24 protein-coding genes are annotated in these 19,446 nt (G+C 64.0%); 7 read left to right on the top strand and 17 right to left on the bottom strand.

Translation table 11 applies throughout. The features are described 5' to 3' along the window. Positions 1-17 precede the first annotated feature (17 nt). Both WCJ41_RS06835 and WCJ41_RS06830 read right to left on the bottom strand, forming a co-directional pair. Positions 18-1,682 (bottom strand): amidohydrolase, encoded by a 1,665-nt coding sequence (locus tag WCJ41_RS06835; protein WP_336905096.1) that lies wholly within the window; start codon positions 1,680-1,682, stop codon positions 18-20. Continuing rightward, positions 1,679-2,359: a glutathione S-transferase family protein gene (locus WCJ41_RS06830; RefSeq protein ID WP_336905095.1), complete on the bottom strand. Its 681-nt coding sequence runs from the start codon at positions 2,357-2,359 to the stop codon at positions 1,679-1,681. Before WCJ41_RS06830 ends, WCJ41_RS06835 begins: the two co-directional genes overlap by 4 nt. On the opposite strand from WCJ41_RS06830, the gene WCJ41_RS06825 reads away from it, so the two are divergent. After that, on the top strand, positions 2,358-2,831 hold the full coding sequence (locus WCJ41_RS06825) for a hypothetical protein (RefSeq protein ID WP_336905094.1): 474 nt from the start codon (positions 2,358-2,360) through the stop codon (positions 2,829-2,831). The two genes, WCJ41_RS06830 and WCJ41_RS06825, sit on opposite strands and share 2 nt — an antisense overlap. Here WCJ41_RS06825 and WCJ41_RS06820 read toward each other — a convergent pair. From WCJ41_RS06820 to WCJ41_RS06805, 4 genes are read right to left on the bottom strand one after another with little or no spacing between them, the layout of a single operon-like run. After that, on the bottom strand, positions 2,783-3,550 hold the full coding sequence (locus WCJ41_RS06820) for an N-acetylmuramoyl-L-alanine amidase (RefSeq protein ID WP_336905093.1): 768 nt from the start codon (positions 3,548-3,550) through the stop codon (positions 2,783-2,785). The genes WCJ41_RS06825 and WCJ41_RS06820 overlap by 49 nt on opposite strands. Beyond that, positions 3,547-4,230, bottom strand: a complete 684-nt coding sequence (locus tag WCJ41_RS06815; RefSeq protein WP_336905092.1) for a DnaJ family molecular chaperone — start codon at positions 4,228-4,230, stop codon at positions 3,547-3,549. The genes WCJ41_RS06820 and WCJ41_RS06815 overlap by 4 nt, the downstream gene beginning before the upstream one ends. A 16-nt stretch (positions 4,231-4,246) precedes the next feature. Beyond that, positions 4,247-4,579: a hypothetical protein gene (locus tag WCJ41_RS06810; RefSeq protein WP_336905091.1), complete on the bottom strand. Its 333-nt coding sequence runs from the start codon at positions 4,577-4,579 to the stop codon at positions 4,247-4,249. A 47-nt stretch (positions 4,580-4,626) separates the two neighbouring features. Then, positions 4,627-5,283: an extensin family protein gene (locus WCJ41_RS06805; RefSeq protein WP_336905090.1), complete on the bottom strand. Its 657-nt coding sequence runs from the start codon at positions 5,281-5,283 to the stop codon at positions 4,627-4,629. A 128-nt stretch (positions 5,284-5,411) separates the two neighbouring features. Between WCJ41_RS06805 and WCJ41_RS06800 the strand changes: the two genes are divergently transcribed. Next, positions 5,412-5,876 (top strand): cytochrome c, encoded by a 465-nt coding sequence (locus tag WCJ41_RS06800; protein WP_336905089.1) that lies wholly within the window; start codon positions 5,412-5,414, stop codon positions 5,874-5,876. Positions 5,877-5,886: 10 nt separating this feature from the next. Here the strand turns inward: WCJ41_RS06800 and WCJ41_RS06795 are convergent, their stop codons facing one another. Together WCJ41_RS06795 and WCJ41_RS06790 are read right to left on the bottom strand one after the other, a co-directional pair. Then, a complete protein-coding gene (locus WCJ41_RS06795) occupies positions 5,887-6,477 on the bottom strand; it encodes an ABC transporter substrate-binding protein (RefSeq protein WP_336905088.1) in 591 nt (196 codons plus the stop codon). A gap of 87 nt (positions 6,478-6,564) precedes the next feature. After that, a complete protein-coding gene (locus tag WCJ41_RS06790) occupies positions 6,565-7,173 on the bottom strand; it encodes an ABC transporter substrate-binding protein (RefSeq protein ID WP_336905087.1) in 609 nt (202 codons plus the stop codon). A gap of 191 nt (positions 7,174-7,364) precedes the next feature. Here WCJ41_RS06790 and WCJ41_RS06785 point away from each other — a divergent pair, with 191 nt between their 5' ends. Then, complete coding sequence (locus WCJ41_RS06785) at positions 7,365-8,351, top strand: metalloregulator ArsR/SmtB family transcription factor (protein WP_336905086.1); 987 nt, start codon at positions 7,365-7,367, stop codon at positions 8,349-8,351. Beyond that, positions 8,348-9,229, top strand: a complete 882-nt coding sequence (metF, locus tag WCJ41_RS06780; RefSeq protein WP_336905085.1) for a methylenetetrahydrofolate reductase [NAD(P)H] — start codon at positions 8,348-8,350, stop codon at positions 9,227-9,229. Before WCJ41_RS06785 ends, metF begins: the two co-directional genes overlap by 4 nt. A 1-nt stretch (position 9,230) precedes the next feature. Here metF and WCJ41_RS06775 read toward each other — a convergent pair whose 3' ends face one another. Continuing rightward, positions 9,231-9,851, bottom strand: coding sequence for a glutathione S-transferase family protein (locus WCJ41_RS06775; RefSeq protein ID WP_336905084.1), 621 nt, complete (start codon positions 9,849-9,851; stop codon positions 9,231-9,233). Between the two features lie 227 nt (positions 9,852-10,078). Here WCJ41_RS06775 and WCJ41_RS06770 point away from each other — a divergent pair, with 227 nt between their 5' ends. Together WCJ41_RS06770 and WCJ41_RS06765 are read left to right on the top strand one after the other, a co-directional pair. Next, a complete protein-coding gene (locus WCJ41_RS06770; protein ID WP_336905083.1) occupies positions 10,079-10,996 on the top strand; it encodes a lysophospholipid acyltransferase family protein in 918 nt (305 codons plus the stop codon). 139 nt (positions 10,997-11,135) lie between these two features. Then, the gene (locus tag WCJ41_RS06765) at positions 11,136-11,645 is read left to right on the top strand and encodes an ABC transporter substrate-binding protein (protein ID WP_336905082.1); all 510 of its coding nucleotides are present in this window, start codon (positions 11,136-11,138) and stop codon (positions 11,643-11,645) included. Between the two features lie 6 nt (positions 11,646-11,651). On the opposite strand, the gene tam is transcribed toward WCJ41_RS06765, so the two are convergent. Then, positions 11,652-12,422: a trans-aconitate 2-methyltransferase gene (gene tam, locus WCJ41_RS06760; protein ID WP_336905081.1), complete on the bottom strand. Its 771-nt coding sequence runs from the start codon at positions 12,420-12,422 to the stop codon at positions 11,652-11,654. Between the two features lie 81 nt (positions 12,423-12,503). Here tam and WCJ41_RS06755 point away from each other — a divergent pair, with 81 nt between their 5' ends. Beyond that, positions 12,504-13,388 (top strand): LysR substrate-binding domain-containing protein, encoded by an 885-nt coding sequence (locus WCJ41_RS06755; RefSeq protein ID WP_336905080.1) that lies wholly within the window; start codon positions 12,504-12,506, stop codon positions 13,386-13,388. Here the strand turns inward: WCJ41_RS06755 and WCJ41_RS06750 are convergent. From WCJ41_RS06750 to WCJ41_RS06720, 7 genes are all read right to left on the bottom strand, one after another. Further along, the gene (locus WCJ41_RS06750) at positions 13,385-14,011 is read right to left on the bottom strand and encodes a L,D-transpeptidase (protein WP_336905079.1); all 627 of its coding nucleotides are present in this window, start codon (positions 14,009-14,011) and stop codon (positions 13,385-13,387) included. The two genes, WCJ41_RS06755 and WCJ41_RS06750, sit on opposite strands and share 4 nt — an antisense overlap. Before the next feature lie 252 nt (positions 14,012-14,263). Then, positions 14,264-15,919, bottom strand: a complete 1,656-nt coding sequence (gene ettA / locus WCJ41_RS06745) for an energy-dependent translational throttle protein EttA (protein WP_336905078.1) — start codon at positions 15,917-15,919, stop codon at positions 14,264-14,266. A 141-nt stretch (positions 15,920-16,060) separates the two neighbouring features. Continuing rightward, positions 16,061-16,819 (bottom strand): TerC family protein, encoded by a 759-nt coding sequence (locus WCJ41_RS06740; RefSeq protein WP_336905077.1) that lies wholly within the window; start codon positions 16,817-16,819, stop codon positions 16,061-16,063. A gap of 62 nt (positions 16,820-16,881) precedes the next feature. Further along, complete coding sequence (locus tag WCJ41_RS06735) at positions 16,882-17,256, bottom strand: hypothetical protein (protein ID WP_336905076.1); 375 nt, start codon at positions 17,254-17,256, stop codon at positions 16,882-16,884. Next, positions 17,253-18,665, bottom strand: coding sequence for a radical SAM protein (locus WCJ41_RS06730; RefSeq protein ID WP_336905075.1), 1,413 nt, complete (start codon positions 18,663-18,665; stop codon positions 17,253-17,255). Before WCJ41_RS06730 ends, WCJ41_RS06735 begins: the two co-directional genes overlap by 4 nt. Further along, positions 18,662-19,102 (bottom strand): hypothetical protein, encoded by a 441-nt coding sequence (locus tag WCJ41_RS06725; protein ID WP_336905074.1) that lies wholly within the window; start codon positions 19,100-19,102, stop codon positions 18,662-18,664. Before WCJ41_RS06725 ends, WCJ41_RS06730 begins: the two co-directional genes overlap by 4 nt. After that, a partial coding sequence (locus tag WCJ41_RS06720) for a prolipoprotein diacylglyceryl transferase family protein (protein WP_336905073.1) occupies positions 19,099-19,446 on the bottom strand: 348 nt, incomplete at its 5' end. The genes WCJ41_RS06725 and WCJ41_RS06720, both read right to left, overlap by 4 nt.

The following is a 19,446-nucleotide window of genomic DNA, read 5'->3' as shown; positions in this document are numbered from 1 at the left end:
TAGCAACCGCCATGGCCTCAGCCCTCGAACACCACCCGGCCGTCGCACACTGTCATGCGCGGCTTGATGCCATTGTAGGTCGCGGGGTCGGTCTTGGCCAAATCCACCGGCAGCACGCAAAGGTCAGCGAGCAGGCCCTCCTTCAGCACGCCTGTCTTGCCCTCCATGAAGCCGGCATAGGCGCCGTCGGCGGTGTAGGAGTGGACGGCCTGGTGCAGGCTCTGGCGGTTGTCAGGCATCTGGTCGTTCCAGCGGCACCGCGTCATGGCAGACTGCAGCGACCAGAGCGGGTCGATGTCTGAGACCGGCCAGTCGGTGCCGAACACGAGGCGCGCGCCCGCCTCGCGCAGCGCCTTCCAGGCGAAGGCCCATTGCCAGCGCGCCTCACCAATGTTCGAGAGATAGGGCTCGAGCGGCAGGCCATGGTTGCCGGGCGCGTGCGGCGGCTGCATCGAGGCGATGACGCCCAGCTCCGCAAAGCGCGCAATGTCGTCAGGGTGAATGACCTCCACATGCTCCACCCGGTGGCGCGAGTCACGCCGCCCATTGGTCTTCAGCGCAGCCGCGTAACCATCGAGCACGATCCTGACCGCGCCATCGCCGATGGCGTGGACGGCGACCTGCAGGCCCCGCCGGTCAGCTTCGGTCGCAATGGCGGCGAAGCGCTCGGGTTCGAACAGCGGGTCGCCCCTCCAGCCGGGGCGGCTGGCATAGTCCTCCACCATCACGGCGGTGGCGCTGTCGGCCACGCCGTCCATGAACAGCTTCACGAAGCCGGACGACAGCATCTCGCCCTGCCAGCGCGCGGCCATCTGCGAGGCCTTTTCCAGCATCGCGATATCCATGAAGTTCTTGAAGTGGAACGGCACCCTGACCCTCGCCGTAAGCTCTCCCCGGCGCTGCAGTTCCTCCAGCAGTTCAAGGGTATAGATGTTGCCGTCCATGTTCTGCACGAAGGTGATGCCATGCGCCGCCGCATGGCGCAGGCCCACCCGCATGGTCTCGAGGTCGGTCTCGAACTCCGCCTTGGTCGGATAGGGCTCGGGCTCACCACCGGTGGCGAGGCCCAGCCTGTCTCGCATGCCCTTCTTCGACAGGGCGCGGACGGGGTCGATGGCCTCGCCTTCGCGCAATTCGCCTTGGGCCAGCCCGTCCGCCCCCATGACGATCTCGTTGCCGGGCCCAAGCTTGCGGCCTTTCAGGATGCCTGCCATCTCGAGCGCCAGCGTGTTGGCCCAGGCGGTGTGATGGTCGGGCGAGAAGACGATGATCGGCCGGTCCTTGATGATCCGGTCAAGGTGATGGCGCGACAGTGGCTCGTGCTCGCCGATGATGACGTAATCCGCCTGCTCGCCGATGATCAGGTCATCGCCGGGGTTCTGTTGCAGGTAAGCCTCGGTGCGCGCCTTCAGCTCTTCGAAGCCGCGCGTACCGAACAGCTGGAGGTGCGAGAGTTCGGCCGCACCTGCGAACAGGTGCATGTGGCCTTCGACGAATCCGGGGATCACCGTGCCACCGCAGGCATCAACCACGCGGGTATCGGCGCCCTTCTCGCGCATCACCTCAGCATGAGTTCCCAAGCGCATGATTCGATTCCCGGAAATGGCAATCGCTTCCGCCGTGGGGCGAGCCGCATCCATAGTGAGAATGGCGGCATTGGTGATGATCAGTGAGGCAGTCATGATGCGAGGGGTCCGTTCCAGTCGATGCCTTCGGCCAGCATCATCGCAACCCATGCAGGGCGTGCGGTGACAAGGCCGATGAGGCGGTTGAGGTTGGGGTAGGAAGTGGCAGGATGCGCCATGGCCCTGGTCCAGCGGCAGAGCATGACGAGAAAGATGTCGAGTGCCGAAAAGCGCTCGCCCAGCATGTAGGGGCCGCCCCGTCCCAAATCTGAATCAAGTTGCGAGAACATGCGGCCAAGCCTTCGTTCTGCAACGACTTTCAAGTCATGCCGCGCGGCTTCCGTGTCGAGGTAATTGTCGGCGTGCCACCAGTGCTGCAGGTCTTCCTGCAGCGTGTTGGTCAGCCAGAACAGCCATTGCAGGAAGGCGCCCCGGTCAGGGTCGCCCGGCAGCGGCAAGAGGCGGGCCTCCGGATGGGCCTCGCACAGATACATCAGGATGGCCGCGGATTCGTAGATCACCCGGTCGCCATGGGCGAGCGTCGGCACCCGGGCATTGGGGTTGAGGGCCACATAGGCCGGAGCCCGGTTTTCGGCCTTCGAGATATCCACACGTATCAGCTCGAAGGCGCAGCCGATTTCCCGGAGCACGGCGTGGGGCGCCATATTGGCACTTCCCCGATCCCAGAAGAGCCGATAGACAGGCGCCTCATTTCCGGGTTCCTCACGCACCATGCACCGCTCCACTGCCCTTCTTTTCGCTCTTGTCGCTCTTGGCCTCGTCACTGGCCAGGCCCTCGCACAGGAGCGCGAATGGACGCTCGATGCAAGCGAGCAGGAGTCATATCTGATCTTCGGTGTGGCCGATAGCGATGACGTGGGCCTCAGCCTGTGGTGCCCGAACCGGAAGGGCATCGTGAACCTCTATGTCCCCCGGCCCACGGCGGAACTGCAGAAGCTGGCGCGCCGCAAGGTGCCGATGACGGTCACCGCAGGCAGCGAAACCGCCACCTTCGGCGGCAAGATCGACATCAACCCCGATGCCGCCTCCTCCAGCGTCGAGGTGGAAATGCCGGTGGACAGCGCGTTGCTCAAGGCCCTGGAGAAGGCCGACCGCCTGACCGTGAAGGTCGACTCCCAGGAAGTGGTGTTCCCGCTTTATGATGCGGACGTCTCCGGCCTGCTCGCGCTCTGCCGCAAGGGCTGATCAGACAGCAGTCGCACTGCCGTGCGCAGCGCTGAAAGGTCAGGCAGGCCATTGACCAGTGCCGGCCGGAAGTGCCGCTGGAAGGCATCCGTCACCTTGCGCGTCACCTCGTCCAACGCGCCCGTCACGTCGATCCCGTAGCCATAGGCCTGCAACAGCCGCTGGAAATCCGCAAGGTCGTCGCCCGCCAGCTCGCGGTCATCCAGTTCGGCAGGCGGCACCCAGTGGCCGATCCCTTCCCGATGCAGCAGCGGCCAGTCGAAGCGCTCGCCGGGGTCCAGCTTGCGGCCCGGTGCCACGTCGGAATGGGCCAGCACGTTCTGCGGCGCAATGGCGTGGCGCGAGAGAATGTCCCGGCACAGCGCCACGACGGAGTGCATCTGCACGGCCGGAAAGTCGCGGTAGTCGGCGCCGTGGCCCGGATTGTGGATCTCGATGCCGATCGAGCGCGAGTTGGTGTCCGTCTCGCCCTGCCACGAGGAAACGCCCGCGTGCCAGGCGCGCTCATCCTCCCCCACCATCAGGGTGATCGTGCCGTCCTCGTCGACGAGATAGTGGCACGACACGCCGGACTCCGCACTGCACAGCAAATCGCAGGCGGCGGCCGCACTCTTCATGCCCGTGTAGTGGAGAAGCAGCATGTCCACCGCGCGGTTGTTGCGCCGCGGCTCGCGGTTGGCGGCAGCCACATAGCGGTGTGCCAGAGGCGACAGGATCACGCCGCCATCTCCATGATGCGGTCGTAGGCCTCGTTGATCTTCTGCAAGCGCTGGGTCGCGAGCTCGACCATCTCCTCTGGCACGCCCGCTGCGATATGGCGGTCCGGGTGGTGCTCGCGCACCAGGTCGCGATAGCGCTTGCGGACTTCGTCTGAGCTTGCTCCCGGAGCCAGCCCAAGGATCAGGAAGGGATCATCCGGCACATCCACATGGCGCGCCCGGATGCGCGCGAAGTCGGCCTCGGAGAAACCGAAGATCTCCGCCACGCGCCTCAGGAAGCCATGTTCTCCGGGGTGGAAGGCATTGTCGGCCTTGGCGATGTGGAACAGCCCGTCGAGCACGTCCTCCAGCACCTCGGCGCGCGCCGCGAACAGCTTGGCGATCTGCTTCGCATAGGTCTCGTAGCCAGCCACGTCCTGCTTGGCGAGGTTGAAAACCCGCGCCACGGTCGCAAGCTCACCATCCGGAATGTGGAAGACCTGCTTGAAGGCCTTGATCTCGTCCTCGGTGACGACGCCATCGGCCTTCGCCATCTTGGCGCCGAGCCCGATCATGCCAATGGTGAAGGCCACCGACTTCTCGGGCGGCGTCGGGTTGCGAGCCACGATCGACTGAAGGAATGCGCCGACCGACTCGCCGATGGAAGCGAGGGTGTCGGCGATGCGGGTCCAGATGGACATGGGAAGGTTGGCTGGCTCAGCCGTTCTTGAAGTAATAGGTCAGGTTGAACACCGGAACGTCGATGTCCTTGTGCTGGGCAAGCAGCTTCTCGACATGCCAGGCACGACCGGCGGTCCAGATGGTGATCCACAGCACCGGCAGCACACCCACCGCCATCAGCCCATACATCAGCATGTCCGGCAGGCCGATGAGCTTCGAGACAGCCCAAACGGTCGCCACCATGGACGCGCCCGAAAAGCACAGCATCAGCAAGGTGGCGCCGAAGGCGGCCATCAGGCTGCCCGTGCGGCTGAAGGCCTGGCTACCTGCCTTTGGGGCAGCTTCAGGCTTGAGAATTTCCTGTTCCATGGCGGCTCATATGCGCCGGATGGGCGGAAAATGCAATAATCCCCGCCTCACCGGCAGTAGACTGAGCCGTTTTCGCGGTTCTGCAGGTCGAGGTGCAGGTGGTCACGGTGCGAGCGGCCTGAATCGGGGCCGAGTACGGTGTGGAATTCTCCGCAGGCTCGGTCATGCACGGTGTGCAGGAAGCGGCGTTCGTCGGAACTCCCCCACCAGCCCTGCTCCACCGTCACCTTGCGGCCGCTTTCGAGCGTGAAGGCGGCGATGTCGATGGCATTGCCGAAGCCATGTTCGCTCATCTTGGCGCCACTCTTGTTGTTGCGCGGGCGGCAGGCATAGGACGCAGCCACGTCGATGCTGACGATGCTCTCGCCGAAGCTCCGCTGCGCGGTGGGCTGCACCACGTCCTCGAGCCAGGTGTGCAGCGGGTCCGCCATGCCGCAATTCATGACGGCGGGCTGGCTGAAGGCGACCGAGCCCAGCTGCTCCACCTTCCAGGCATTGGGAACCTGGCAGCCGTTGTGCTCGTTGATGTTGCTGATCTTCTCGGCAAGCCCGATGCGCGAGGGCTTCACCTGGCAGGAGCCTTCCGGCGGGCGCAGGCCCTTGGTGGTGAAGTTGCCGCTCTTCTTCGAGGAGCTGCAGGCCGTCAGCACGGCGGCGACGGCCACTGCCACCATCAACTTGCGCAGGAACGAGATCGAAGACACTGGAACGCCACTCACCAATAAACAGGCATCGAAGTTAAGGCGATCAGGGTTAACGTTCCCTCAATTGACCGACATCAAGGCTGCACCGCCACCATGGCGCGATGCTGAAAACTGACGTGGAGGATTGGATGATGAAGCGCAAATATCTCATGCTGGCACTGGCGGTAGGCAGCCTCATGGTGATCGGCGCGCGAGCCGCCCTTGCCGAAGGCAGCGTGGCCGGCACCCCGCTGGCGAGCGAAGGCATCAGCCTTGAGCTTGGCCATCGCGATTACATGAACTACTGCGCGGCCTGCCACGGTGTCGATGCGAAGGGCGACGGCACGCTGGGCGAGTTCCTCACCCTCGCCGTTCCGGACCTGACCACACTCTCGAAGCTCAATGCCGGCACGTTTCCCGAAGAGCAGGTGATGGACGTGATCGACGGCCGCGTCGACGTGAAGGTGCATGGCATGCGCGACATGCCGGTGTGGGGCGACTGGTTCAACCGCGAGGCGGCAAGTTCCGACACCAGCAAGGAAGCGCGCGAAATAATCGTCAACGACCGCATCGCGTCGCTGATCAACTACATCAAGAGCATTCAGGTGAAGTGAGGCGCTTGCCTCAGCGGTTCAGCGCTGCCACCAGCTGCGCCACGTCGCCATCGCGCTTCGACAGGAACGACGTGAAGATGCCACGCTGCAGGTAGGTGAGCGAGAAGCCCAATACCTTGGCGTCTTCCACCTTGAACCCGGAGCCTCGTTTGCCGAGCCGCCACACCACCGTGTAGGACTGGCCGTTCATCAGATAGACCTTGGTGTCGACGTTGATGTCCTTGCCATTCGTGTCGGCGTCACCGACCTCGTACTTGGACACGACGTAATCACGTGACTGGTCGGCGAAGTAGCGCGCCATGAAGGTGGCGGTGCCGCTGTAATAGGCCTGCTTCTGGGCTGGAGAGAGCTTGCTCTTGTACTGGCCCAGCGAATAGTCGGCGATTGAGGGCACGTCGGCGTGGCGCTGGATGGCGCGCTTGAAGCTCGCCACCGTGCCCTGGCGGTGCGCCGCCAGCATGTCTTTCGCGACCTTCTTCATGTAGGCGACTGCGGCATCCTCGCCGGCCGCGAAGGCCGGAGCCGCGAAAGCGGCGGCAAGCCCGGCAAGGGCGGCGCGGCGCGTCAGTGCGGCAGAGAATGGCGGACGGCTCTTCGACATGATTCGCTTTCTTTGAAGCTGTCCATTCCGCCATAAAGGACAGTCCGAGGCCGCGTCAACAACGCGGCCCCGCAGGTCACAGCAGGCTCACCAGGTGTTGGCTTCCTTAAGTTCCGCGAACAGCTGGTCAAAGTCGCCCTTGGAAGCCTTCAGCACTTTCGAGAAGCGGTCCTTCATCGAAATCGTCAGCCACACGCCCTTCACGTTGACGTCGGCCACGCGGAAACCGCCGCCCGACGGCACCAGCCTCCACTTCACCTGCTCGCGGCCGCCGCTGCCGGTGATGAAGGACTGGATGACGGTGAACTTGCCCTGCTTGGTCGTGGAGACGATGTCCAGCTTGGTGCCGCGGAAGTCAGCCACGTAATAGTTGAACAGCGCCGCCGCATAATTGTTCACGAGCGCGTAGAACTCGCTCCTCCGCCCGGCAGGCAGCTGCTTCACATAGGGCCCGAGCGCGTAATCTGCGATGCCCTTGAGGTTGATGTAGCGGTTCAGCAGCGAAGCGAACTGCGATTTCAGCGCCGGCCCCTTCTGGCCGTTGTTGGCAAGCCGCATCACCTGGTCGGCAATTCCCGTAACGTAATCCTCGGCCGCCGTGCTGGCCGAAGCCGGGGTTGCAAGGCCGAACAGGGCCGCAACCGCCAGTCCACAGAGTTCCCGCCGCGACAGCGGCCCGTTACCCCGGTCCATCATCAAACCTCCACACTCGGACCGCCGATGCGGCCCCCTACATCACTGTAATACGCCGCGAAATCGTGACGAATGCAAGACTGAGCCGTCGCCGCGCACAAGACTCTGCAATCGAACTTACGCGATCCCAAACACAATGGACCGCCTTGCGAACGATATAAAGATATGTTTATGTAGTTATGGAGGTGTTCGATATGGATGAATTGCTCTCCGGGCTGCGCGCTGCAGCGGAATCGACCCGCGTGCGCATCCTGTTCATTCTCGCCCATGGCGAGGCCAACGTCAGCGAACTGACCCAGATCCTGGGGCAGAGCCAGCCGCGCGTCAGCCGCCACCTCAAGCTCATGGCCGAAGCGGGCCTCATCAGCCGCCACAAGGAGGGCAACTGGGTGCTGTTCCGCCTGCGCGAGGAGGACATGGGGGGCGCACTGGCCCGCTCCATCGTCGACCTTTTGCCCGGCTCCGACCCCGTGCTGGCGGGCGACCTGGCCCGCCTCGAGGAGATCCGCAGCCGCCGCGCCGAGGCGGCATCGCGATATTTCGCCGAGAATGCCGCCCACTGGGAGCAGCTCCGCTCACTCCATGTGCGCGAGGAAGATGTCGAGCAGGCCATGGTGAAGCTGGCAGGTGGAGCGCCCATCCGTCAGCACGTCGACCTTGGCACCGGCACCGGCGCCGTGCTGCGGCGCTTTGCTCCGCAAGCGCAGCAGTCGATCGGCATCGATTCGAGCCGCGACATGCTGGCGATTGCGCGGGTCAACCTCGATGCCGCGAATGTGCGCAATGCGCAGGTGCGCCATGGCGAGATCTATGCGCTCCCCTTCCCCGACGGCTTCGCCGACTTCGTCACCATTCACCAGGTGCTGCACTTCCTTGAAGATCCGGTGCGTGCGCTGACCGAGGCTGCACGCATCCTCCAGCCCGGCGGCCGCCTGCTCATCGTCGACTTTGCACCGCATGATCTTGATGATCTTCGCACCGACCACGCCCACCGCCGTCTCGGCATCGCTGCCGAGCACATGGCACAGTGGCTGTCGCGCGCCGGGCTGACGCTCGCACAGCATGACGTGCTGTCCCCGCCGTGGCGGCCGCAAGGCAAGGGCCTCACCGTGTCGCTGTGGCTGGCCACACAGCCACGTTCACCCGCCATGACCCCAGCCCTGAAGGACCACGCCACATGATCGCCTTCGCGGAAGACGTTTCCGGCATCACTGTCTCCTTCGAGTTCTTTCCGCCCAAGGCGGATGCCCAGGAGAGCTTCTGGAAAACCATCCGCAAACTTGAAACGGTGAACCCCAGCTTCGTCTCCGTCACCTATGGCGCAGGCGGCACCACGCGTGACCGGACACTCGACACGGTTCGCCGCATCGTCAACGAGACGACGCTGCGGCCCGCAGCCCACCTCACCTGCGTCGGTGCCTCGAAGTCCGAGGTCAACGCAGTGGTGCAGGATTTCGCAGCTGCCGGCGTGCGCCACATCGTGGCCCTGCGCGGTGATCCGCCGGGCGGCGTCGGCACCCGCTTCACCCCGCGCCCTGATGGCTATCGCAACGCCGCCGACCTGGTGCGCGGCATCAAGGAACTGGGCGACTTCGATGTCTCCGTGTCTGCTTATCCCGAGCGCCATCCGGAATCGGTGTCGATCGAGGAAGATCTGGCCTTCATGGCCGACAAGGCAGAGCATGGCGCAACGCGCGCCATTTCGCAGTTTTTCTTCCACAACCCCTTCTTCCTCAGGCTGCGTGACCGCATCGCGGCGCGCGGCATCGACATCGAGCTGGTGCCGGGCATCCTCCCCATCACATCATTCGCGCGAGTCAGTGAATTCGCGGCAAAGTGCGGCGCCCATGTTCCGCCCGCACTGGCCACGCGCTTCGCAGGCCTCGACGATGAGCCCGAAACACGCAACCTCGTCGCCGCCATGGTCGCCGCCGAACAGGTGGACGCGCTCCGCCGCGAGGGCGTGAAGCACTTCCACTTCTACACGCTGAACCGCGCTGACCTCGTCTATGCCATCTGCCGCGTGCTGGGTCTGGGAGCGGAAAAGCAGGCCGCCTAGATCACATCTCGTTGCGCGCCCACACCTTCTGTACTGCTTCGTTCTGCAGTACCGCATCATACATGCGCTTCAGGTTCGGATGCTTGGCGAACAGCGCGCCCATGTCCGGCGCCCAGCTGCACAACATGGCCGCATAGATGTCAAGTGCCGTAAGACGATCCAGCATGAATGTCCGCTCACCCAGCACATCGGCATAGATCGAGAATTCCTGCATCATCGTCTCCCCGGCCCTGGCCTTCACGCCCTCCGCGCCATTGGCATCGGTGGTGAAGCGCTGCGGATAGAACAGGCGAAGGTCGCTGCCATAGAGTGCCGCCGCAAGATAGACCTGCCAGCGCAGGAACTCGGCGCGGCCCTTCTCCCCCGGCTGGGGGGCGAGGCCCGCCTCGGGGTATTGCTCCGCGATGTGGATCATCATGGCGGCACTTTCCGTCATCACGGAACCGTCCGGCAGCACCAGGGTCGGGACCTCGGCCTTGGGGTTGATGGCGTGGAAGAAGTCCTCGAAGGCACCATCCGGCTTGCGGTTCAGGACGATGACCTTGTAGTCGGCGCCACAGGCGGCGAGCAGTGCCTCGACGGCCATCGAGCCGGCCTGGTTGCGGGCATAAAGCGTGTACATGCGGGAAATTTCCTCCGTGATTGCCCCTCCTTCATCCCCCGGACCGGGCCTCGGGGGCAAGGGGAAGCTGCCGTCACACGCCCGTCACAGGGCGGGCGAAAGCATGTCACATCACTTCTCGGCGAGAATCGACAATTTCCATGACCGAACTCCCCTTCTTTGACGTGTCTCCATTGCATGAACTGCCGCGAAATGCGATTGGTGGGTGGATTTATGACAGCCGGTCCATGGCGAAAACCTTCGCGACACTCGTCCCCAAGAAAGTCCGCTTCAGCTATTCCACCGCTGACCAGCCGGTGCTGCAACGCGCTGTCATCCAGGCCATCGAGAAGATGGGCGGGCAGCGCAAGCTCAAGAAGCTCTATGTCCAGCACCAGAAGAACCTGAAGGACGGCCAGAACTTCTTCGATTCGGCCATTCGCCTGCTGCGCATGCATCTCGAATATGACGAGGCGGCGCTGGCCCGCACGCCAAAGACAGGCCCCGTCATCTTCATTTCCAACCATCCCTATGGCGTGCTCGACGGCATCACCCTCACCTGGCTTGCCACCAGAGTGCGTCCTGATACCAAGGTGCTGGCGAACGACGTGCTGTGCCAGGCGCCGGAGGCGGCCGAGAACCTGCTGCCCGTGGCCTTCGCCCCCACCCGCGAGGCGCGTGAAACCAATGTCCGCTCCCGCATCGAGGCCCAGTCCTGGTTGCGCCAGGGCCATGCCATCGGAATCTTCCCCGGCGGCGGCGTCTCGACTTCCGAAAAGCCGCTGAAGGGCCCCGCCGTCGACCTGCCCTGGGCGCCCTTCACCGCCAAGCTGCTGCGCTCCTCCAAGGCCACCGTGGTGCCGGTGTTCTTCGTCGGCCAGAATTCCCGTCTGTTCCAGCTGGCAAGCCACCTCAGCCTCACATTGCGCCTGTCGCTGGTGTTCCGCGAAACGGCCCGCCGCATCGGTTCGCGGCTGAAGATCCGGGTGGGCGAGCCCATCCCCTTCGAGGAGATCGCCCATATCGAGGACCGTGCAGAACTGGTGATGGAGTTGCGCAAGCGCACATTCGCACTTGCTCGTCCCGAGGACATCAAGGGCTCCAACCTGAACCTCCATCTGCGCGAGGCGAAGATCGCCGGAACCAAGTCCCGGTCGGAAGAGTGACACAGGTCACAGCACGATTGAATTGCACAACTTAAACCTTCCTAAATCGTGCTATGGTCGAGTTTCTTCCGAAGCTGATGGTTTATCGATGGTGATTCCCGTGCGCCGACTGTTCGCTGCCCTGACAACAATCGCTTTCATGGCTCTCGGGACGATGGCCGTTGCCGAGGCTGGCACCTGCCCGGCTGAAGGCTTCGTCAAGAGCGCCGGCCAGGCCTATGACCGCGCGGCGGCGGCAGGGTCCGCCTCGGCCTTCGCCAATGCTGCCGACCGCTTTTCCGACCTCCGCTCGCTGAGCTTCTTTGCCCTGGGCCAGTACCGCAAGGACCTGCCCAAGTCGCGCGAGTCGGAATATCTGAAACTCACCCGCAAGTTCATCGGCGATACGCTGCAGAAGCATGGCAGCGGCCTGCGCGGCGGCAACCTGCAGGTTCTCGACTGCGCCCCTTCAGGTGGCGGCCTCGTCGTCTCAACGCGCTCGGCCACGGGCAAGAAGATCGTGTTCCGGCTGTCCAAGGCGGGCGGCGGCTACACCGTGAAGGACGTCAACATGCAGGGCATCTGGCTGGCCCAGCAGATGCGTTCCAAGTTCACCGGCACGGTATCGCGCAAGGGCATTGACGGGCTCTTCGCCTATCTCGCCGACTGAACTTGCTCACCGCACCCCGACAATGAACAGGCGCGGAAAGCGCAGCAGCACCGTGCCATCCGCCTGCAGCGGATAGGCACCAGCCAGAAGCCTGCTGTACTGCCCAACAAATCCCTTGCGCTCGTCATCGGAAAGCGGCGCGAGAAAGGGCCTCAGGCCGGTGGACCCGAGCCAGGCGACGATCCCCTCCACGCCGTCGAGCGGGTGATTGTAGATCGTGTGCCAGATGTCGAGGCGGCGGAACAACGGCTTGAGGCGACGGTAATAGCTGTCGACGGGCGGCAGCACGTCGCGCGCCGTTGCCGCCATGCGGAGCTTTTCTGACCACGGCCCATGCTCTGCCGCTGCCTGCATCAACCGGTGGCTCGGCTCACCCAGATTGTCCGGCATCTGCACCGCCAGCGCGCCATCTTCGGGAAGGCAGCTTGCCAGCCGCTCCAGCACCCCCAGGTGATCCGGCACCCACTGGAAGGCAGCATTCGAGAACAGCAGGTCCGGCACGTCCGGCGGCAGCCAGATGGAGAGGTCGCCGAAGGCGAAGTCCGCGCCGGGGCAGTCCGCCCGTGCCGCCTCCAGCATGGCCGGTGAATTGTCGACACCTGTCACATGCGCCTGGCGGAAGCGCGCTACCAGCAGTCCCGTGGAGTTGCCCGGCCCGCAGCCCAGGTCATAGGCCCGCCGCACCGCAGCCAGCGGCACATGCGCCAGAAGGTCTCGCGCCGGCCGCGTGCGCTCATCCGCAAAGGTCAGGTATTGCGAGGGATTCCAGTCCGTCATGGCCCGAGATTAACACATGCTGGCGGCGCTGGCCCGCCCTTCCTCTGGCTGCAGCCATCGAACGGCCTTATATCTGGCTCCATGCATGACCTGCCGCCCCTCAGCACCATCCGCGTCTTCGACGCAGCCGCGCGCCATCAGAACCTCTCCCGCGCGGCGGAGGAGCTGAACATGACGCAGTCGGCAGTCAGCTACCAGATCAAGCAGATCGAGGCCTTCGTCGGGGCGCCCCTCTTCGTGCGCGAGGCGCGCGGCGTGCGCCTCACCCAGCGTGGCGAACAGCTGGCCCCCATGGTGCAGGCCGCCCTCTCCGGCCTGTCGCGGGCGTTTCGCGCGGTCAGCGACAAGGCCCATTCGGTGCTGACGATCTCCACCATGCAGACCATCGCCGGCAACTGGCTCGCCCCGCGCATCGGCTCCTTCCAGATGCTGCATCCGGAATTCGCGGTCAGGCTCGACATCTCATCGACACTGGCCGACTTCGCGGCCGATGGCATCGACGTGGCGGTCCGCTCCGGCCGTGGCGACTGGCCGGGCCTCGAGCAGCATCTTCTCTTCGAGCAGACCTTCACGGCGGTGGCGAGCCCCACCTATCTCGCCCGCGAGGGTCGCCCCAAGACACCGAAGGACATGCTGGGCCACGTGCTCATCGCGCCTTCGAATGAATGGTGGGACATCTGGTTCCGCGCGGCGGGTGTTGCCACGCCCATCACCTTCACCAGGCCCGGCATCGACGTTGAAACCCAGCAGATGGCCGCAAGCGTCGCCCTCGCCGGCCACGGCATCGCCTTGATCACGCCCCGCTTCGAGGCGCAGAGCTTTGCCGCCGGACGGCTGGTGCCATTGTTCGACATCACCGCAAGCTCGGGCGACGGCTACTACCTCGCCTACCCGCGCGACCAGCGCAGGAGCCGCAAGATCAGGCTGTTCAGGGACTGGGTTCTGAAGGAGGTGGCGTCCGCCTAGTACTCCAGCACCACCACCTTGGTGCCCATCTGGACGCGGTTGTAGAGGTCGATGATGTCCACGTTCAGCAGGCTCACGCAGCCCGCCGTCTTCTTGCGGCCGATGAGCGAGGGGTCATGCGAGCCGTGGATACGATAGATGGTGTCGACGTCGCCCTGATAGAGATAGAGGGCGCGCGCGCCCATCGGGTTCTCCGGGCCGCCCGGCATGCCACCCTCCTGCCACTTCACCAGCTTGGGGAATTCCGCAATGTGCTCCGGCGTCGGCGTCCAGGTCGGCCACTTCTCCATGCGGCCAATGGTGGCGGAGCCTGACCAGGTGCGGCCCGCCTTGCCCACCGAGGCGCCATAGCGGATGGCCTTGCCATTGCCGAGCACGAGATAGAGATAGCGCTTCTTGGGGTCGACCACGATGGTGCCCGGCGCCTCGGAACTGTCGAAGTCCACCTCCTTGCGGCGGTACTTGTATTCGATCTTGTTTTCCTCGTCCTTGACGGGGAACGGCTCCTGGCTCAAGTCGACGGCCTCCTGGGCGAAGGCCGAGGTGGCCGGGGTGGCCGCTGCGGCGGCAAGCGAAGCGAGGAACAGGCGGCGGGTGAGGGTCATGGTTTTCTGGTCGCTCAAGTTGAGATTTCGCGCTTCCTAGCACGCTCGGCGAACGGCGTCATCCACCCCAATTTAAACTTGCCGGGGCTTGTCCCTCAAAAGTCTTCTCCCGCTTCTTCAGCGGGAGAAGAAGGGCCCCGTTGCGGCACGCAACGGGTAGATGAGGGGACGTGGGTCCCGGGATATCCAGATTGGACTTCCCCTCACCTTCCCCAACTGCGTTGGGGCCCCCTCCTCTCCCGCCCTGCGGGAGAGGACGAAGGAGGCATGCTACCTCGCGAACTGCTTGTACTTGATGCGCTTCGGCATCACGCTGTCTTCGCCGAGGCGGCGCTTCTTGTCTTCCTCGTAGTCCTGGAAGTTGCCCTCGAACCATTCCACATGGCTGTCGCCCTCGAAGGCGAGGATGTGGGTGGCAAGGCGGTCGAGGAACATGCGGTCATGGCTGATGACCACCGCGCAGCCGGCGAAATCCTCCAGCGCCTCTTCGAGTGCGGCCAGCGTTTCGGTGTCCAGGTCGTTGGTCGGTTCGTCGAGGAGCAGCACGTTGGCGCCCGACTTCAGCATCTTGGCCAGATGCACGCGGTTGCGCTGGCCGCCCGAGAGGTTCCCCACCTTCTGCTGCTGGTCGGCACCCTTGAAGTTGAACGCGCCCGTATAGGCGCGCGAGTTCATCTCGCGCTTGCCGAGATAGATGATGTCGTTGCCGCCGGAAATTTCCTGCCACACCGTCTTGTCGGGGTCGAGCGAGTCACGAGACTGGTCGACGTAGCCCATCTGCACGCTTTCGCCGATGGTGATGGCGCCGCTGTCGGGCTTCTCCTGGCCGGTGATCATGCGGAACAGCGTGGTCTTGCCAGCACCATTCGGACCGATGATCCCGACGATGCCACCCGGCGGCAGCTTGAAGGTGAGATTGTCGATCAGCAGACGGTCGCCATAGGCCTTCGACACGCCTTCGAGGTTGATCACCGTGTTGCCCAGCCGCTCGCCCGGCGGAATGATGATCTGCGCAGTCGTCGACTTGAGGCGGTCCTCGTTCACTTTCAGCAATTCGTCATAGGCCTTGATGCGGGCCTTGGACTTGGCCTGCCGCGCCTTGGGAGAGGCGGAAATCCATTCGGACTCACGCGCCAGCGCGCGCTCGCGGGCCTGGTCCTCGCGCGATTCCTGCGCGAAGCGCTTGGCCTTCTGGCCGAGATAGGCGGAATAGTTGCCCTCATACGGAATGCCACGGCCACGGTCGAGCTCGAGGATCCAGCCCGTCACGTTGTCGAGGAAGTAACGGTCATGGGTGACGATCATGATGGCACCCGGATAGTCGCGCAGGTGATGCTCCAGCCAGTTCACCGACTCGGCATCGAGGTGGTTGGTCGGCTCGTCGAGCAGCAGCAGGTCGGGCTTCCTGAGCAGCAGCTGCGTCAGTGCCACGCGGCGCTTTTCACCGCCCGAGAGGTTGTCGATCTGCGCGTCACCCGGTGGGCAGCGCAGCGCGTCCATCGCCTGCTCCACCTGGGATTCGAGGTCCCACAGGTTCTGGGCATCGATCACGTCCTGAAGCTTGCCTGCCTTCTCGGCGTTCTCGTCATTGTAGTCGGTCATCAGCGCATTGTATTCGTCGAGGATCGCCTTCTTGTGGGCGACACCCTCCATCACGTTGCCCATCACGTCGAGTGCGGGGTCAAGCTCGGGTTCCTGCCGCAGGTAGCCGACCGTGGCGCCTTCAGCCAGCCACGCCTCGCCATTCCACTCGGTGTCGGTGCCCGCCATGATGCGGAGAAGTGTGGACTTGCCCGAGCCGTTGGGGCCGAGGATGCCGATCTTGGCATCCGGGTAGAAGGACAGGTGGATGTTCTCCAGCACCTTCTTGCCGCCGGCATAGGCCTTGGTGAGACCCTGCATGTGATAGATGAACTGACGAGCCATCGCGAATGCGTCTTTCCTGCGAAGTGAGGGGAATGCTGGGGCTTCTAGCCGATCAACGTCCTCTCCCGCAAGGCGGGAGAGGAAGGGGCCCCAACGAAGTTGGGGGAGGTGAGGGGACGCGGGCTCCAGCGGTGCAGCGCCTCAATGCCCCGCCTCGCCCTTCTTCCTTCTCGCCCGCCTTGCCAGCAGGTTCAGCACCTCGACGAGCGTCGAGAAGCCCATGGCAGCATAGACATAGCCGCGCGGCACGTGGAACTGGAACGCATCCGCGATCAACGTCATGCCGATCATCAGAAGAAAGCCAAGCGCCAGCATGACGATCGAGGGATTGGCGGCAATGAAGCGGCCCAGCGGATCGGCCGCGAACAGCATCACCGCCATGGCCACGATCACCGCGATGTACATGATGGCAAGGTGGTCGGTCATGCCCACCGCCGTGATGATCGAGTCGACCGAGAACACGAGGTCGAGCAGCAGGATCTGGAATATGGCGCCGCCCACGGTGAGGGTGGCCTGCCCCACCATATTCTCCTTGCCGTCGTCGGGGTCCACCGAGTGGTGAATTTCCTTGGTGGCCTTCCACACGAGGAACAACCCGCCCGCCAGCAGGATCATGTCACGCCAGGAAAAGGTCTGGTCGAAGGCGGTGAACAGCGGCTGGGTGAGCTCGGCGATGTAGGCGACGGTCGCCAGCAGCAGCAGGCGCATGACCAGCGCGCCGCCGATGCCCAGCCGCCGCGCGCGGGACCGGTCGGCCTCGGGCAGCTTGTTCGACAGGATCGAGATGAAGATCAGGTTGTCGATGCCGAGCACGATTTCCATGGCAACCAGCGTCACCAGCGCCACCCAGCCTTCTGCCGTGGTGATGAAGGAAAAATGTTCCGCCCAGAAAGACTCCATGATTCTTCCGCTTCCCCTGAAAATGCCTTGGACGGGCTATATGGCCCAGTCGGGCAATGGGTTCAACCCTGAGGCGGAGACGGCAGTTTCTGCGCCACCAGCACGGTGAGAACCGCCTTCAGCAGCAGCACCGCGATGGCGGGCGCAGCGATGGCCCAGAAGTCACTGACCTGGTCAGAGATCGACGACCAGAAGATGGCCATGATGATCGCCGCCACCACGTCCAGCACCGCCAGCACATAGAAGGCCCAGCGCTGCGGCTGCGACTTGCCGAACAGCGCCATCAGCACCAGCACGTTCAAAGCCGCGATGCCCCCGGGGATCAGCGCCAGCGCTGCGGCCCCGGTGTCACTGAACTCGGCGAACACCAGCATCAGGGCGCAGCCACCGGCGAACAGCACCACCAGCCCGCAGATGATGCCGAGAATGATCTTCATGAAGTCCCCCTGCTCCGCGCCATGCGGGCACGCGCCGCATCGTCACGATAGAACATGTTGTAGGTTTCGAATGGAATGATCTGCCCGGCGGGCGTCACGAAATGGATGCAACTGCGCTTCACCCGGCCCACGCAGAAATTATGGTGGTCCATGAATTCGACGATGGCGATGCGGAAGATGTTCTCGTAGCCGAAGCCTTCCGGCACCGGCACCTCGGGGAGGCAGCACAGCAGCGCGTTCAGCTTCTCCGGGTTGTTGCACTCGGCAGTGGACAGCGAGAAGAAGTTCAGCACCTGCGCGTGAAGGTCCGGGTACTTCTCGAAGGTGATGGCATTGGGCAATGCCTCCACCAGCATGTCGCGCGGGAAGAAGGATGTGATGGGCGCAATCTTGTCGCCCTTCCGCAACGCATAACCGATGGCGATGGACTCCGGGTTGCACGGCAGCGGAATGATGTCGCCCGCACCGAAAGGCGTCTGGGCCGCGATGATGCGGTTGCGAATGTCAGACAGCACGATGCGGTCACGGCCCGCGTCGAAGCCCTCGTTGCGGCCTGCATCCTGCACCGGCTGGAAGGTAATGCCGCGCACGCACTTCCATTTGAGTGCGAAGTCGATGATCTCGCCAAGCTCGTCGTCGTTTTGCCCGGCCTTCACGACAACCACCAGCGTGGTGGAGATGTTCGCGGCCTCGAGCGCCTCAAGTGCCTCGCGGCGGATGCGGGTGAGGTCGGCGCCGCGCAGGTTCTTCAGCACCGCTGGCCTGAGCGAGTCGAACTGCAGGTACACCTCGAAGCCCGGCTTGAACTGCGCCAGCGCCTGCACGAACGCCGGCTCCTGCGCGATGCGGATGCCGTTGGTGTTCAGCATGACATGGCGGATCGGCCGTCGCTTCGCCGCCTGGATGATCTCGATGATTTGCGGGTGGATGGTGGGTTCGCCGCCCGAAATCTGGAGGAGGTCGGGCTCGCCCTCGGAGGCGACCAGCGCATCCATCATGCGCTCGATCTCGGCCAGCGGACGATGCGCCGTCTTCGCCGTGGAGGAATCCGCAAAGCACACGGGGCACGTCAGGTTGCAGGCCTCGTTCACCTCGATGAGCGCAAGGCAGGAATGCTGCTCATGGTCCGGGCACAACCCGCAGTCATAGGGGCAGCCCAGCTCGGTGCGCGTCTGCGGATTGAGCGGCCGGTCTCCCGGCTTCAGGTAGTCGTGGCAGAGCTTGTAATAATGCGCGTCGGTGGAGACGAGCGCCTTCTGCACGCCGTGTTCGCGGCAGCGCTTGAGGTAATAGACGTGATTGTCCTCGATGATGATCTTGGCCGGCACCAGCGCCATGCAGTCGTCACACATCGACGTGGTCTGGCCGTAGAAAACGTAAGGCGCCACCTTGCGGATGGGCGCGTTCATGCTGGTCCCCTGCGCGGGGCAAAAAGATCTGCCGTCCAGTCGGCTCCCATGACGGCGATGATCGCTGTGGCGATCCCCAGAAGCGAGAAGAAGCCCACCGGCGGCAGGTGCAGCCCCACGAAGCCGACGACGCCCGCCGACCACAACCCGGCAAGAGCCGTCACCACGCGCAGGAATACGTGCTGTTCGTCGCGCATGCCAAGCCGTGCCCGTTGCACCCGCTCGGCAAAGATGTAGGCGAGCACACCGGAGAGAAGGGGCGGGAATGCGAAGGTGACGATCACGATCCACTTTGCGACGGTGAGGAAGCCGGCATCCTCGATGACGATCCAGCCGAAGATCAGCGTCCACAGCACATAGATCGCGCCAGCCACCAAGGCGGCGCCGGCCACCTGCAGCCATCCCAACACGCGGCACCAGAACTCCGCCCGGTTCATGACGTTCGTCCCTCAGCCATCATGGCAATCGAGTAAATCACGAGTCCCGCGCAAATCAAATGGAACAGATTGAACGGCCCCACAACCGTTCCATAGGGCTTGAGGAACTCCCACACGCAGCGCTGGCCTGCATAGACCAGCACCAGCAGGTAGAAGCCATTGCGCATGAAGAAATCATTGCGCCTGCCGATCAGCACCAGCGCCACCATGAGGAAAGCCGCCATCGTGAAGGACTCATAGAGCTGCACCGGGTGCCGCAACACGCCATCGCCAAAATCATGCGCCCACGGCAGCGTGCTGGGCGTACCGAAGGTTTCGTCCTCCAGCCCCGCGAAATAGCACCC

Source organism: Aestuariivirga sp. (assembly GCF_037139295.1).
In the GTDB taxonomy this organism is placed as follows: domain Bacteria; phylum Pseudomonadota; class Alphaproteobacteria; order Rhizobiales; family Aestuariivirgaceae; genus Aestuariivirga.
Note: the sequence above shows the minus strand (reverse complement) of the source record. Positions and strands in the feature narration are given on the sequence as shown.

Excerpts from the sequence above, each read along its gene's own strand:
- WCJ41_RS06815 (WP_336905092.1), bottom strand. The coding sequence starts at position 4,230 with ATGTCCATCTGGACCCGCATCGCCGACACCCTCGCTTCCATCGGCGAG.
- metF (WP_336905085.1), top strand. The coding sequence starts at position 8,348 with ATGATCGCCTTCGCGGAAGACGTTTCCGGCATCACTGTCTCCTTCGAG.
- WCJ41_RS06735 (WP_336905076.1), bottom strand. The coding sequence starts at position 17,256 with ATGAAGATCATTCTCGGCATCATCTGCGGGCTGGTGGTGCTGTTCGCC.
- WCJ41_RS06790 (WP_336905087.1), bottom strand. The coding sequence starts at position 7,173 with ATGATGGACCGGGGTAACGGGCCGCTGTCGCGGCGGGAACTCTGTGGA.
- WCJ41_RS06810 (WP_336905091.1), bottom strand. The coding sequence starts at position 4,579 with ATGGAACAGGAAATTCTCAAGCCTGAAGCTGCCCCAAAGGCAGGTAGC.
- WCJ41_RS06775 (WP_336905084.1), bottom strand. The coding sequence starts at position 9,851 with ATGTACACGCTTTATGCCCGCAACCAGGCCGGCTCGATGGCCGTCGAG.
- tam (WP_336905081.1), bottom strand. The coding sequence starts at position 12,422 with ATGACGGACTGGAATCCCTCGCAATACCTGACCTTTGCGGATGAGCGC.
- WCJ41_RS06725 (WP_336905074.1), bottom strand. The coding sequence starts at position 19,102 with ATGAACCGGGCGGAGTTCTGGTGCCGCGTGTTGGGATGGCTGCAGGTG.
- WCJ41_RS06730 (WP_336905075.1), bottom strand. The coding sequence starts at position 18,665 with ATGAACGCGCCCATCCGCAAGGTGGCGCCTTACGTTTTCTACGGCCAG.
- ettA (WP_336905078.1), bottom strand. The coding sequence starts at position 15,919 with ATGGCTCGTCAGTTCATCTATCACATGCAGGGTCTCACCAAGGCCTAT.
- WCJ41_RS06785 (WP_336905086.1), top strand. The coding sequence starts at position 7,365 with ATGGATGAATTGCTCTCCGGGCTGCGCGCTGCAGCGGAATCGACCCGC.
- WCJ41_RS06770 (WP_336905083.1), top strand. The coding sequence starts at position 10,079 with ATGGCGAAAACCTTCGCGACACTCGTCCCCAAGAAAGTCCGCTTCAGC.
- WCJ41_RS06795 (WP_336905088.1), bottom strand. The coding sequence starts at position 6,477 with ATGTCGAAGAGCCGTCCGCCATTCTCTGCCGCACTGACGCGCCGCGCC.
- WCJ41_RS06835 (WP_336905096.1), bottom strand. The coding sequence starts at position 1,682 with ATGACTGCCTCACTGATCATCACCAATGCCGCCATTCTCACTATGGAT.
- WCJ41_RS06800 (WP_336905089.1), top strand. The coding sequence starts at position 5,412 with ATGATGAAGCGCAAATATCTCATGCTGGCACTGGCGGTAGGCAGCCTC.
- WCJ41_RS06765 (WP_336905082.1), top strand. The coding sequence starts at position 11,136 with ATGGCTCTCGGGACGATGGCCGTTGCCGAGGCTGGCACCTGCCCGGCT.
- WCJ41_RS06755 (WP_336905080.1), top strand. The coding sequence starts at position 12,504 with ATGCATGACCTGCCGCCCCTCAGCACCATCCGCGTCTTCGACGCAGCC.
- WCJ41_RS06825 (WP_336905094.1), top strand. The coding sequence starts at position 2,358 with ATGCACCGCTCCACTGCCCTTCTTTTCGCTCTTGTCGCTCTTGGCCTC.
- WCJ41_RS06830 (WP_336905095.1), bottom strand. The coding sequence starts at position 2,359 with ATGGTGCGTGAGGAACCCGGAAATGAGGCGCCTGTCTATCGGCTCTTC.
- WCJ41_RS06740 (WP_336905077.1), bottom strand. The coding sequence starts at position 16,819 with ATGGAGTCTTTCTGGGCGGAACATTTTTCCTTCATCACCACGGCAGAA.